Origin of the sequence: Pseudobacteroides cellulosolvens ATCC 35603 = DSM 2933 (assembly GCF_001262605.1) — a bacterium.
Taxonomy (GTDB): domain Bacteria; phylum Bacillota; class Clostridia; order Acetivibrionales; family DSM-2933; genus Pseudobacteroides; species Pseudobacteroides cellulosolvens.
Map to the genome: position 1 here is coordinate 447,615 of NZ_LGTC01000001.1, position 14,235 is coordinate 461,849.

A 14,235-nucleotide genomic window follows, 5' to 3' on the forward strand; every position below is an offset into this window, starting at 1 on the left:
GAGCAATGTATGTTTAGTGATTTCATCAAACATTATAATATAATCAGAGATATTCTAAGAGACTGCTTTCTTTATGGCTGCTTTTCCAGGGATGGGCTTGAGAATAAAAGAAATGTGAGCTCCAGGAAGGTAAGCTATGAAATGCGTCGCATTCAGCAGTATGTTGAAGATGAGTATATAAAAGCCGATAAGGATGGCAGGTATAAGCTTTTAAACCTTACATATGATTTTATGAAACACTCCAACAACTTTCTTGTTAATACATATATGACAAAAAGCTTTACTCGAAGTGACCTTCTATTATACTTTTATGCTTTGCTGTTTATCCAATCAAGGAATGAGGCCTGTTCCTTGGAAATGATAGAGGATGGGCTAATTGACCAAGGGCTTTTGTCAATTGAAAAAATAAGCAGCAAAACTATCGAAAGAAAGCTCAACGAAATGTGCAAAAGCATTGGAGTTTTGGATTGTGAAGTTGTTAAGAGAACCAAGTATTACTCGGTCTCCAAAGACATTCTCTCGGGATTTAACGATGAAGAGATAAAAGAAATTCTTATCACTGTTTGCCTGTATAAAAATATAATATTTCCTGTTACCTTCGGTTATTATGTGGAACAGACCCTTAAGGATTATTTGAACTATGAAAGAAACGACAAGACGGATAGTGTGAAAATTTTTAATTTCAGAAACCTGCACTTTCATCCTGTTATAGAGGAGCTGGTGTTGTGGGATCTGTTAAAAGCCATTCACGGTGGAAAGAAGATTAAACTTAATTATCATGTACCGAAAAGGCAGGATACAGGTTTTGTTAATAATATATTAAGCCCTTATAAAATTAGATATGATGTAAGACATGGAAGGTTTTACCTTGTTTCTTTTGATGAGAGCAAGAAATGCGTTGTTTCAAGGCTTGACAGAGTTGAATGTGTTGAAGTTATGGAGGAAACATTTAATAGAAATGAGTTTCTAGACGAGTTTGAGAGTCAGATGTGTCTAAGTTGGTCAAGTATATCGTTAGATCGTGGTAAAGTACCTGAAACTGTGAAGCTGGAAGTTATTATAGATGAGGAAACTGAAGGCTTTATAGTAGATAGAATAATTAACGAGGCACCAAATGCAGTTATGGAAAAACTGGGAACTGGAAATTATCACATAACATTTAATGTTAATGACAGTAGTGAAATCATACCGTGGATAAGAGGATATGCAGGGTATGTCAGGGTTCTTGAGAGCAGGGAACTGGCAGAAAAGCTTCGCAAAGACTGGGAGGAGATGCTTTTATCATATGGAATTGTTTAGTGAGGTTAAAAACAGATATTTTCAGCTGGTACAAAGAATAATAAATGAGTGTGCAGATGGCAAAGTCAAGGCTGAAATACTTAAAATAATTGATGAAGGTGAATTTGAGCAAAAGGTTATAGGCAAAAACCAGCAATCTTTTGCGGATATAATGCTAAATAGGTGCGATGAGGGGGAAAACTTAAACCTGCTGACCCAAAAGGAGGGTAGGTTTTATCCAGCGATGGAGGGAGCAGGAAGTCCGCCTGTGCCTGTTAGGTTTACCATTCTGGAAAAGTTCTGGCTTAAAGCATTATTGGATAGTGAAGGTGTCAGGATGATTTTGAGCCGGCAAACTTATGAGAAATTGAAAAAGGAACTGGAAGAAATAGACACTCCAATAAAGGATCAGTACATAGAAATGACAAATACCATAAAACTACCGGAAATAGCCGATCAGGAGGCGTATTCAAAAAATTTCGGAGTTATTTTAAGGGCACTTGTTGATGAGAGACCAATAAGGTATACCAATACTGATAAAAAGGGAAATGTTTACAGAGATAAGCTTGCACTGCCTGTTGGTATTGAATACTCTATGAGGGATGGACGGTTCAGGGTCTCAATGTACTCCATAGACGATAACCGACCCATAATGGCTAATATTTTTACCCTCACAGACTTGAGAATTGTAAACGAAGATGTGGGAATAGACAGAGAAACCGCCAAGAAGCTGCTCTTTGAGCAAAAATACTCCAGTGAACCTATAATATTGGAGGTAACAGATCAAAAGGCAGCCATGGAAAGGTGTTTTATGTGCTTTTCCGGAATGGAAAGGACTGCACGGGACTTAGGGAATAATAAGTACGAGATGAGGCTTAATTATTATCTATTTGAGGAGGAGAACCTGATTCGCAATATAATTTCATTGGGGCCTTATGTTAAAGTGATTTCACCACAAAGGATGGTTGATGAAATTGTTAAAAGGGTTAGAAAGTCATTGAGTTTGTATAAGGAATAAGATGTTAAGAATGGTTAAAATTTTATTGAGGTATTTGTTCAGTATAAAGGTTGTCATAGAGACTAAGGTAATGATTATCATGTTCACTTGTTGTAGAACTCAAGGTATTTTTCCATGTTTGTCTCCCAGTATTCGGATGAGTGATCTCCTTTACTAATAATACATGTTGAATTAATACCTCTTTTTATTAAAGCCTCATGTATCTTTTTTGTATCGTCTACAATCCCATAATCATTCTCACCGCAGTCCAAGAATACTTTTATGTCGGAAAGCTCTTTCTCACGTGCAAATTTAACAGAATCCATACTGCTATTTCCTGATTTACCAGAATACAGCCAACTGTCAAAAGAGCTTTCCGAATAGTCATATATCCATGATGCAGGACTGTGACCCCCAACTTTTCCGAAGATTTGAGGATGATGAAGTCCGATTTGAAGTGCGATAAAGCCTCCCATGGATACACCTCCAATGTATCTGGACTTGCTGGAGTTGATAGTGTCGTATTGTGAATCTATATATGGAACCAGTTCTTGGCAAACATATTTCTCAAACAAATCACTTTCTCTATTTTGACCGCTTGAATCAGTCAAAGTCAAGCTGTTTAAAGTCTTGGTGCATACTATTATCATTGGCTTGATCCTGTTTTGGCTTATTAATCTATCTGCACAACTGTCGGCATTAAGATCATCAAACCATGACCATTCACTGCCTGAAGCACCATGCAGTGCATACAAGACAGGATATTTTTGACCATTACCATATCCGCTTGGAAGGTAAACCGTTATATTTAAATTACCGTCAAGTATCTTGCTGTTAATCAAATTTTGAACTACTTCTGAATTTATTGATACAGTATTTTCAGAAGAACATCCAAAAAGTATAATAAATAAAGTTACTGATAATATGAATTTTGAAAGTTTCATAGAACCCACCCAGATTTAGATTTATAAACTTATTATACAGTTAAAATTATAGTTATGTAAAATGTAATGAGGACGTGTGAGAGAAAACTAGGTGCAATAAAGGTAATGTGAATAGAGAGTTTGATAAATTGTGGTGCGTTACGCACCACAATTTATCATGACAATAAACAAGGCTGAAAAATCGCAAGTGATTTTTCAGCCTTTTGATTTAAGTTTGGCTCAATTAATAAATATGAGCTGGAAATGAAGGTGAAACTACAGACACACTTGATACTGATTTGTTATCCAAGCCAGTTAGGCTAAAATAATCAACTGTGGCTCTGCTCTGTGAACTTCCGTAGTGTAAAAATGCGTATACTGCATTATATGTACTGTCATATCCTTTAGGTGTAAGAGTGAATGTCTTACTTCCTTGAATTATTTTTGGAGTAACAACGGTAGTCCCGTTTGAATTTTTGTAGCTGAAAACTGGTATCTGATATCCAGTTGCAACACTGGATTTAGTGGAAATATATGTAAGTTATTGATAGTCATCAGAATATCCTGCTGGCTTTACATATGAAAAAATTGCACGTGTTACACAAGCCCATGAATAAACACAATCTCCACCATCAATTTCAGTTGTTTTTCCTATCGAAGTTATTGTACCAACAATAGCATCATAGAAAGTCATTGCTGTTCCATATACAGGAACTTCACCAGCACCTATTTTTATCAGATTCATTAATCCTGCTTGCCACTTGTAATTTGTGCTTATTGCTCGTGAGCCACTTTCTTTCAAATTTGAATTCTTAGTATTTGCATCTGCAATGAGCCTTTGAACTTCATATGATTTTCCGTTATAAGTATATGTAACTGTGTAAGTAGACCAGTCTACATTTGATGCATAAGGTTTAGCAACACTGGGAGTAATAATATTTTTATCTGATGTCTTTGATTTTTAAATTTTTTCACAACTTCACTTGATGATAGCTTTTCCACTCCAAGATTTTCAAGCTCTTTTTCAATCTTAGTTATCTTATTAACATCGACTTTCTTTTCCAATAATAGCTTGTCCTTAGTATCAAATAATTATTCGATTTTAGTCTGCCTATCTACTTCTACATTAGTTTTAGCTGCAAAAATACCTGTGTTAAATGATACAGCTAATCCAATTGATAAAGTTTATCCTGTATGTTAGAAATGGGATTTTTTCTATTCTGATTAACAAGTGATATAAAAGCTCCCCAGGCTTGAGTTCCAAAGCTTGTACCACATAAGGTGGTCCATCCGGTTTTACTTGAATAGATGGATACTCCTTTTTCAGGATCAGCGAAAAACGAAACATCAGGAACAGCCCTATGACTATTTGAAATGATACCACATTTTTTCTGATATTCCGGTTGGAATACATAATTGCTTATTCCACCACCAGAACTGGACCAGGCAATTTCATCTTTTATTAAATTTCTATGGCGATTTAATTCGATTGTTGTTCCACCAACAGCCATAACATTATTTAATACTGCTGGCCATTGCTATAAAAAAAGTGAGTGCAGGATTGATGCAAATTTAGTGAAAAAAGTTGAAAGTTAGTGTGCAGTGATATTGAAAGCTAGCATAACAATGTTGAATGATAATTTTAAGCTGTACTTTCAAATATCGACATAAATATATTCTTTTTACGTATTTTGAATTATGAGAGATTTTTATATTAGTTTTATTTAATTTTTTAAAGGAGGATTGTACTAAATGAGAATGAAAAAATCGATTATTTGGGTACTAGTATGCAGCATAATAGCTTCGTATTTTGTTCAATCAAGCATCACTACAAGAGCTGCGACACCTGATGTTCCTTCCGTAGGAGTATATGAATCAGGGGTATATAGGAACCTGTTTAAAGAGATGGGAAAAACTGATGCTGAAATTCAAGCAAAATTGGATCAAGCATGGAGTTCGCTTTTTGAAGGAGACAGTAACCATACTATTTATTATCCAGTAGGTAGTGATGAGGCATTTATTAAGGATGTCAATAATAATGATTGTCGTAGTGAAGGTCAATCATATGGAATGATGATATGTGTTCAAATGGACAAGCAGACAGAGTTCAATAAACTTTGGAAGTTTGCCAAAAATCATATGTATCATAGTAGTGGACAATATAAAGGATTTTTCGGTTGGCAATGTAATGTAACCTCTCCATATAATCTTAAAGATAATACCCCTGCTTCCGACGGAGAAGAATACTTTGCAACAGCTCTTTTATTTGCTGCAAGACGCTGGGGTAATGGTACAGGAATTTTCAACTATGAAGCTGAAGCTCAAGCATTATTAGATGCCATGCTCCATCAAGCCGATGATGGACAAGGCTATAATATGTTTAATAACAACTCAAATCAGGTAGTTTTTTGCCCAAGTGCCGGTAATTATGATTTTACTGATCCATCATACCATCTTCCCGGTTTCTATGAATTATGGTCTTTATGGGGACCTGAAAGGGACAGAGCAAAATGGAAAACAATTGCAGCAACAAGTAGAAGTTTTATGCAAAAGACAACCCATCCAACAACAGGCTTGGGACCTGATTATGCAAATTTTGATGGTTCGCCAAAGAGTGTATCATGGGGTGGAAATCATCAAGATTTTATGTATGATGCTCATCGTATAGCGAATAATATTGCTTTTGACTATGCATGGTGGGCAAAAGACTCTTGGGCAATAACTCATGCAAACAGGATACAAGATTTCTTTATGAAACAGGGTTTAACAACCTATACCAACACTTATACCATAAGTGGTAAGCCGACAGGTAATGAACATCAAATGGCTCTTATAGCTATGAATGCAGTTGCAAGCTTAGCGGCTACAAAATCACAAGCATATGACTTTGTTAATGAATTGTGGAAATTGAATCCCCCAGGGGGCACAAAAAGGTACTATGATGGATGTTTATTATTCTTTGCCTTACTTCATTGCAGTGGTAACTTCAAGATTTGGGGTGGGCCAGAAGCACCGCAAAATACTCCAACCAATACTCCAACTCCTACAAAATATTCTCCAGTGCCTACTATATTGGGAGATATAAATAATGATGGTGTTATAAATATGGCAGATGTTCTCCTTTTGGCGATTAAATTCAATTCAACAGCTGGTGATGGTAAATATTTAGCATCTTATGATTTGAATAACGACAATACAATAAACATGGCTGATATTTTGGTAATTGCAATTAATTTTGGAGCCATTGTCCCTGTAGCTACAGCTACTCCAACAAAAGCTCCAACAAAAGCTCCAGCAACTCCAACCAGCACAAAGATTCCATATACTTCAACACCTACACCTGTTCCTTATACTAAAGTTGTAGCTTTGACATTTGATGATGGGCCAAGCAGTCAAACGACTCTAGTGCTTGATAAATTAAAAAAATATAACGCTAAAGCTACTTTTATGCTTATTGGAAGTAAAATTAGTTCTGCAGATGCAGTGATGAAAAGAATTGTAAGTGAAGGTCATGAATGTGGAAACCATTCATGGAGTCACCAAAGCATGAATGGAATGGGAGCTTCATCCATAAGCCAGGAGATTAGTCAGACTAATTCTGCAATTAATAAGTATACAGGTTCGGATCCGAAATTTTTCCGTGCACCAAATCTTGCAGTTGGAGGGTCCATGGCTTCTACTATAAAATTACCATTTGTAGTAGGGGTTATAGCACAGGATTGGAATGGAGGATCAGCAACAACAGCACAAGCAAGAGCAGATAAGGTAACAAGTGGTGTTAGAGACGGATCTATTGTTTTAATGCATTGTACTCAACCAGGATTCCATCCCACACCTGAAGCCCTGGATATTATAATTCCAAAACTTCAATCACAGGGGTACAGTTTTGTTACTTTAAGTGAATTATTTAAAGCAAAAGGTAAAACACCTCAAGCAGGTGTGTCATATGACGGTGCTTGGTAATTCAAAATACATATAACTGCCAAGCAATAAAGGTCAACGGGTAGGTTTTAGGAGGCTTCAAAAATATTGATATTACTGTTTTCCTCTATAAAAATTGACCAAGGTAATTTTTCAAATCTCCTAATTATTTAGGATGTATGCTCTCGGAAATTCCGAGAGCTTTATTTTTATTTAGTTATATGATTGTTGAGACTCAACTTTTTTGTTTCATCCACGCAAATTAGCAAAATTCGCAGGATCAATGATGTACAAGATGCTATTTTGCAAACTTTTTGTCTTTAAATGACCTATATATTTTATTATACTTAAATTGTTCCTTAGCTAAGATTTCATATATGGTCTTGCGGTACCTTTTACAGATATAGTAAAAGGTATGCCTGAAGAAAACAAAAATTATTGAAGTTAATGGTTGACAATTGATTGGGTTATATAATAAAATTGAGCGACAAGTTTTTGGGTTAATGTCTCGAAATGATGATGTGTTTTTAAATTCAAATTTATAAGAGAGGAGATTTTTCAATGTATAAAACATGTTTGTATTCAATATTTGAAAGTATTTTATCGCATCTATCTATACGCATTGATGTCATGGAAACTAATATACATTGGCTTGATCCTCTATTATTAAATTATCAATATGAAAATTGATTTTCATTAAATAAATTTATGATTGATAGAGTGGTTAAGTCTTTAAGAGATTTAACCACTTTTTATTTTGGTGAGGTGTTAAAAATGCAAGATTATACTTGGAATCCGATATTTAACCTGGTTATAAAAATTAAAAACGATTACATAAATACATTCGGATCACTTGATACATATGAGTTTAATGAATGGATGGAAAGGCTTGATAAAAGGCAATACAATGATATATTCAGCCATCTTAAGGTTAAGCAGGTTAATAACAATATATTGATTAGATACGATACGGAAGATATGGATAGGGATATGTGGAAGGATCCTGACAGTATTTTCAGGGAATGCAGGAGTATTGTAATAGATTTGGTTAATGAAGAACTGGTAATTGTACCGTTTAAGAAATTCTTCAATCTTAATGAGGTTCAGGAAAACAGGATAGAAAATATTGAAAAAGAATTGACAAATGCCAAATCCATTGAGATTACCGATAAGCTCGATGGCTCAATGCAGTGTGCAAGGTATTATAAGGGTGAAGTATTTATTACAGGAAGTATGGCATTAGATAGGAAAAACTCATGGCGTTTAGAGGATGGGTTTAGTAAACTTTCTCAAAACCATTTGCAAATGATAACTCAAAATCCGGACTTTACATTTATTTTTGAATATATAAGCATCAGAGATTCACATGTGGTTACATATAAGCCTCATCAGGAAGGGATGTACCTTATAGGTATACGGAATGTTTTTGACGGAAGGCAGCTTTCATATAAGGAAATAAAGGACTATTCATGTAAATACGGAGTTCCAATGACTCAAATAGAAGGCTGCAGCTTTGAGAAAATAATGCAGGATGCCAAAAAATTAAAATCCGGTGAAAAGGAAGGTTGGGTAATTAATATTGACGGACACATGGTTAAGCTTAAGTGTGATGATTATGTAGACCTGCACCGCGTTTTGAACAGGTTTTCATCAGTTAATACAATAATAAAGTGTATAGCCGATAATACATATGATGACCTAATAAGCAAAGTTCCTGATAACTATAGAGATAGAATAAATAAAATAGCCAAATACATATATGGATATTTGAATTCCATGAATGAGAAAGTTGAGATGTATTATAAAAAAGCACCAATAGATGATAGGAAGGAATACATGATATGGGTAACCGTCAACTGTCCGGTAGAAATACAGGGGTACATGAGGCAGAAGTACCTTGGGGCTGAGTATCATGTTCTAAAAACCTGTTATCAAAAAAGCACAAAGTACAAAAAACTTCATGAGATGGGTCTGGAAGAAGAATTATTCGCATTTTCAGATGAGTTGGAGGCGATATAATGAACCAATTTATAATGATAACAGGGCTTCCCGGCAGCGGTAAGTCTACTATTGCAAAGGAGTTGGCGAAAGCACGCAATGCAGTGCTGCATTCATCAGATGATGTAAGGCAAGAACTGTTTGGTGATGCAAATAATCAGGAGATGAATGACCTTGTTTTTAGGGAATTAAATACAAGGATTTTAAGTGACCTGAAGGATGGCAAAAGCGTTGTTTATGATGCAACAAATCTTAATTATAAAAAGAGAAAAGCATTTTTAGACCGGATGAAAATAGAATGCCGCAAAGAATGTGTACTGGTTGCAACACCTTATGAAATATGTTTGGAAAGGAATAACGGGAGAGAAAGAAAAGTGCCTGATGATGTAATAGAAAAAATGTATAGAAGCATCTTTATTCCACAGTATTACGAAGGCTGGGACCATATTGATATAGTATTTAATGACACAGGTGTTTATAATCTTGATGAGTTTATAAAGGAACTTATATCCATTGAACAGCATAATCAACATCATACATTGACAATAGGCAAACACTGTGAAAAATGCATGGAGAATATAAAGGAGCAAAGTACAGAAGAAAGCTTGGTTACGGCGGCATTACTTCATGACATAGGTAAAAAATTTACTAAAGCCTTTAGCGATCTAAAGGGTAATCCTACTTCTGAAGCACATTACTATGGTCATCAGCATGTTTCTGCATATTTGAGCTTGTTCTATTTAAGGCATTTGCCGATAGAAAAGGTATTGGAGATAACAAACTATATTCAATGGCATATGAGACCATTTGATCTGCATTCAGGTAAGTCAAAACTAAAAGCTACAAGGCTTCTGGGTAAAGATTTTTATGATAATTTGCTGCTTTTGCATGAGGCTGATACCAAGGCAAAATGAAGCTATAAAATATATATAATGAGGAGTTGAGAAAATGATACTTACAATTACATATAAACAATCTCCGGCAACGGATTTGGGATACCTTTTATATAAAAATCCATACAGGCCGCAGACCTTTGAGCTAAGCCACGGTAAAGCCCATGTGTTCTATCCTGAAGTGACAGATGAAAGGTGCACCATAGCACTGATCCTAGATATTGATCCCATTGACCTGGCTAGGGGGAAGAAGGGTTCGAGCGGTGAAGGCGGCTTGTTTGATTATGTAAATGACAGGCCATATGTGGCATCTTCATTTTTAAGCGTTGCCATATCAAGGGTTTTCGGTACTGCCATGGGTGGAAAGTGTAAGGATAGACCTGAGCTTGCCCAAAAACCTTTGCCTTTGGAAGCCAAGATTGTAATGCTTCCGTTAAGGGGTGAGGAAGGGGTTTTTAAAAGGCTTTTTGAGCCTTTAGGTTATGAGGTTATATATGAGGGAATTGATCTTGATGAAAAATTTCCGGAGTGGGGAAAAAGCAGGTACTACAATCTGACTATTAAAGGAGAGGTCCGGATTCAAGAACTATTAAACCATATATATGTGCTGATACCGGTTCTTGATACCGATAAGCACTATTGGGTCGGTGATGATGAGATAGAAAAGCTTCTTCTTCATGGAGAGGGATGGCTTAATAAACATCCAGAAAAGGGATTTATTGCAGGTAGGTATCTTAAAAGAAAAAGAAGCCTTATAAATAAAGCTTTTGAGAGGCTTATGGAGGGAGTAATTGCAGCAGAAGATGATGGCGAGGGTTTGGATGATACCAGCTCAAATAATGATTTATTGGAAAATGAGTCCAAAAGTCAAATGTTGGAGAATCAATCCAAAGATGAGAGCATAGTTGATGATAAGCCTGAAAGGAAGCTCAATTTGAACCAGCAGAGGCTTGGTACCGTAATATCGGTTTTGAAAAGTGCAAATGCCAGGAGGGTTATAGATATTGGATGCGGAGAAGGCAAACTTCTGTCACTGCTTCTTAAGGATAGAAGCTTTGAAGAGATAGCTGGTGTGGATGTTTCATACAGCGTACTTGAAAGAGCTATGGATAGACTGAAAATGGAAAGGCTGCCGCAGATGCAGAAAAACAGGATAAAACTCTTCCAGGGCTCGCTGACATACAGGGATAAAAGATTTCAAGGGTATGATGCTGCAACTGTAATTGAGGTTATAGAACACCTTGACATAGGAAGGCTGAAGGCTTTTGAAAAGGTGCTTTTCCAGTTTGCAAGGCCAAAGACAGTTATAGTGTCTACACCCAATAAGGAGTACAATTTAAACTATCAAAAACTCCCGGAAGGGGATTTGCGTCACAGGGATCATAGATTTGAATGGACACGCAGTGAGTTTTTGGAGTGGGCTGACGGAATTACAAATAGATATGGGTACAAAGTTAGGTTTATTGAGATAGGTGAGGTGGACGAAGCATACGGCAGTCCTACTCAAATGGGGGTGTTTACATTATGAAATTGACAGTACCTGAACTTAGTTTAATTGTATTGGTAGGTGCCTCTGGAAGTGGCAAGTCAACCTTTGCAGCAAAGCATTTTAAGGCTACTGAAGTGATATCATCGGATTTTTGCAGAGGTCTTGTATCGGATGATGAAAATGACCAGAGCGTTACAGATACTGCATTTGAAGTATTGCACCATATAGCTTCCCAAAGGCTTAAGCTTGGTAAGATGACGGTAGTAGATGCTACAAATGTACAGGGGTCTGCAAGAAAGCCCCTTGTGAAGCTGGCCAGAGACTACAACTGCCTTCCTGTAGCTATTGTATTTAACATGCCTGAAAAGGTGTGTCTTGATAGAGATAAGAACAGGGGTGACAGGCAGGTTGGCGAGCATGTCATAAGAAGGCACAGCATGCAACTTCGAAAGTCCATAAGAGGCCTTCAGAAGGAAGGATTCAGATATGTTTATGTTTTAAACTCACCTGAAGAAGTGGAAGAAGTGGTATTTGAAAGGCAGCCCTTATGGAACAACTTAAAGCATGAACATGGACCTTTTGATATTGTAGGGGATATTCATGGCTGCTATGATGAACTTAAGCTGCTGCTGGAAAAACTGGGGTATACAAATGTTGATGCACACGAAAAAGGATTATTCAACAAAGATTATGGTCTTATGCACCCTGATAACAGAAAGATCGTGTTTTTGGGCGACCTTGTTGACAGAGGGCCCCGGGTTGTTGATGTGCTCAAACTTGTTATGGGTGCGATAAAGTCGGGAAAAGCACTGTGTGTACCTGGAAACCACGATATCAAGTTATTAAAGAAGCTTAAGGGAGGAAATGTCCAAATAACACATGGATTGGATAAAACATTGGAACAGCTTCAAAAGGAACCTCCTGAATTTATAGAGGAAGTTAAGAAATTCATAGACGGTCTGGTTAGCCATTATGTACTTGATGATGGAAAGCTTGTTGCAGCCCATGCAGGAATGAAGGAGGAATTTCAAGGAAGGGGCTCGGGTAGAGTGCGGGAATTTGCACTATACGGAGAAACCACAGGAGAAACTGACGAATATGGTCTTCCTGTAAGGTATGACTGGGCATCGGATTACCGCGCAAAGGCTACTGTTGTATATGGTCATACTCCTCAAGTTGAAGCACAAATGATCAATAACACTATAAATATTGATACTGGCTGTGTTTTCGGGGGAAAGCTTACAGCATTCAGGTACCCAGAAAGAGAATTGGTAGAGGTTAAAGCATTAAATGCATATTATGAATGCCCCAAACCCTTTTTGAAAGAAGGCGAAGATGCTAAGGAATTTCAACCTGAGCGTGATGATGTACTGGATATAAATGATGTTCTCGGTAAAAAGATTATAGGAACAAGACTTTACGGCAACGTTACAATACAGGATGAAAATTCAATAGCTGCACTTGAGGTGATGAGCAGATTTGCAGCTGATCCCCATTGGCTGATCTATCTTCCTCCAACAATGTCACCTAGTGAAACAAGCAGTCAAGAAGGCATTTTGGAGCATCCTTATGAAAGCTTTGAATATTTTAAGACACGAGGAGTCGCAAAGGTTGTATGTGAACAAAAACATATGGGCTCCAGGGCGGTTTTTGTTGTATGCAAGGATAATGAGGCAGCAGTAAAACGGTTTGGAGTCACCGATGGTACAAGCGGAATTTGTTATACTCGTACCGGAAGGCACTTTTTTGAAGATATGGAACTTGAGTCATCACTTGTGGACAGGATAAGAAAGGCCCTTGATAAGTCTGGATTCTGGAATGATTTTGATACCGACTGGGTATGTCTTGATTGTGAATTGATGCCGTGGTCTGCAAAAGCACAAGCACTGTTAAAAGATCAATACTCTGCTGTGGGTATTTCCGGAAGGGTAAGCCTTAATGAAGCGGTTAAACTCTTAGAAGAAGCTGTTATGAATAAAAATATATCCTTTGATGTTGATAAACAAACATCGGGACAAAATGCTGATCTTAATGTACTTTTAAACAGGTTCAAGGAAAGAAACGAATATCTTCACAGGTATGTTGATGCTTACAGGGTATACTGCTGGAACGTAGAATCAATAAATGATTTGAGGCTTGCACCATTCCATATACTAGCCACTGAAGGAAAGGTACACTCTGATAAGGACCATTTATGGCATATGGAAAATATAAAGAAATATTGTGCCAGCGAAGATAAGCTTATTATGGCTACAAACAATATAGTTGTTGATGTTACCGATAGTGACAGCATAGCAATGGGAGCTAAATGGTGGGAAGATCTTACAGCTTCCGGTGGAGAGGGTATGGTGGTTAAGCCTTTTGAGTTTATTTCAAAAAACGGCAGGGAGCTTTTGCAGCCTGCTGTAAAATGCCGTGGGAAGGAATACTTGAGGATTATATACGGACCTGAGTATACCTTGAAAGAGAACATAGAAAGGCTTAAGAAAAGATCTCTTGGAAAAAAGCGTTCACTGGCATTAAGAGAGTTTGCACTAGGTATGGAGGCTTTGGAAAGGTTTGTAAAAAATGAACCTTTATACAGGGTACATGAATGTGTATTTGGGGTTTTAGCACTTGAAAGTGAGCCTGTTGACCCAAGGTTGTAAACTTAAATATTAATATTGGTTGGAATCCATTTTTTATTAAATTATTATTAATAATTTAGCCTCAATTGTCGATATGTTATATAACCCT

General features: G+C 36.8%; 11 protein-coding genes. 7 read left to right on the plus strand and 4 right to left on the minus strand.

Annotation, left to right across the window (positions count from 1 at the left end; genetic code table 11):
• Window positions 1–9: 9 nt before the first annotated feature.
• Both Bccel_RS02080 and Bccel_RS02085 read left to right on the plus strand, forming a co-directional pair.
• Window positions 10–1,299, plus strand: a complete 1,290-nt coding sequence (locus tag Bccel_RS02080) for a WYL domain-containing protein (protein ID WP_036946425.1) — start codon at window positions 10–12, stop codon at window positions 1,297–1,299.
• The gene (locus Bccel_RS02085; RefSeq protein ID WP_036946428.1) at window positions 1,286–2,296 is read left to right on the plus strand and encodes a WYL domain-containing protein; all 1,011 of its coding nucleotides are present in this window, start codon (window positions 1,286–1,288) and stop codon (window positions 2,294–2,296) included. Before Bccel_RS02080 ends, Bccel_RS02085 begins: the two co-directional genes overlap by 14 nt.
• Before the next feature lie 83 nt (window positions 2,297–2,379).
• On the opposite strand, the gene Bccel_RS02090 is transcribed toward Bccel_RS02085, so the two are convergent.
• The 4 genes from Bccel_RS02090 to Bccel_RS02100 all read right to left on the minus strand — a co-directional run bounded on the left by Bccel_RS02090 (window position 2,380) and on the right by Bccel_RS02100 (window position 4,709).
• Entirely contained in the window at window positions 2,380–3,219 is an 840-nt protein-coding gene (locus tag Bccel_RS02090; RefSeq protein WP_036946431.1) for an alpha/beta hydrolase, read from the minus strand.
• A 520-nt stretch (window positions 3,220–3,739) separates the two neighbouring features.
• Complete coding sequence (locus tag Bccel_RS02095; RefSeq protein ID WP_036946434.1) at window positions 3,740–3,943, minus strand: hypothetical protein; 204 nt, start codon at window positions 3,941–3,943, stop codon at window positions 3,740–3,742.
• A gap of 149 nt (window positions 3,944–4,092) precedes the next feature.
• On the minus strand, window positions 4,093–4,263 hold the full coding sequence (locus Bccel_RS30035) for a hypothetical protein (RefSeq protein WP_154673539.1): 171 nt from the start codon (window positions 4,261–4,263) through the stop codon (window positions 4,093–4,095).
• Between the two features lie 101 nt (window positions 4,264–4,364).
• Window positions 4,365–4,709, minus strand: a complete 345-nt coding sequence (locus Bccel_RS02100) for a S8/S53 family peptidase (protein ID WP_036946437.1) — start codon at window positions 4,707–4,709, stop codon at window positions 4,365–4,367.
• A gap of 241 nt (window positions 4,710–4,950) precedes the next feature.
• Between Bccel_RS02100 and Bccel_RS02105 the strand changes: the two genes are divergently transcribed.
• The 5 genes from Bccel_RS02105 to Bccel_RS02125 all read left to right on the plus strand — a co-directional run bounded on the left by Bccel_RS02105 (window position 4,951) and on the right by Bccel_RS02125 (window position 14,147).
• Window positions 4,951–7,161, plus strand: a complete 2,211-nt coding sequence (locus Bccel_RS02105; RefSeq protein ID WP_242853231.1) for a glycosyl hydrolase family 8 — start codon at window positions 4,951–4,953, stop codon at window positions 7,159–7,161.
• Between the two features lie 732 nt (window positions 7,162–7,893).
• On the plus strand, window positions 7,894–9,138 hold the full coding sequence (locus Bccel_RS02110) for a T4 RnlA family RNA ligase (RefSeq protein WP_036946440.1): 1,245 nt from the start codon (window positions 7,894–7,896) through the stop codon (window positions 9,136–9,138).
• Complete coding sequence (locus Bccel_RS02115) at window positions 9,138–10,031, plus strand: AAA family ATPase (protein ID WP_036946443.1); 894 nt, start codon at window positions 9,138–9,140, stop codon at window positions 10,029–10,031. Before Bccel_RS02110 ends, Bccel_RS02115 begins: the two co-directional genes overlap by 1 nt.
• Before the next feature lie 34 nt (window positions 10,032–10,065).
• The gene (locus Bccel_RS02120) at window positions 10,066–11,538 is read left to right on the plus strand and encodes a 3' terminal RNA ribose 2'-O-methyltransferase Hen1 (RefSeq protein WP_036946446.1); all 1,473 of its coding nucleotides are present in this window, start codon (window positions 10,066–10,068) and stop codon (window positions 11,536–11,538) included.
• Entirely contained in the window at window positions 11,535–14,147 is a 2,613-nt protein-coding gene (locus Bccel_RS02125; protein WP_036946449.1) for a polynucleotide kinase-phosphatase, read from the plus strand. Before Bccel_RS02120 ends, Bccel_RS02125 begins: the two co-directional genes overlap by 4 nt.
• Window positions 14,148–14,235 lie beyond the last annotated feature (88 nt).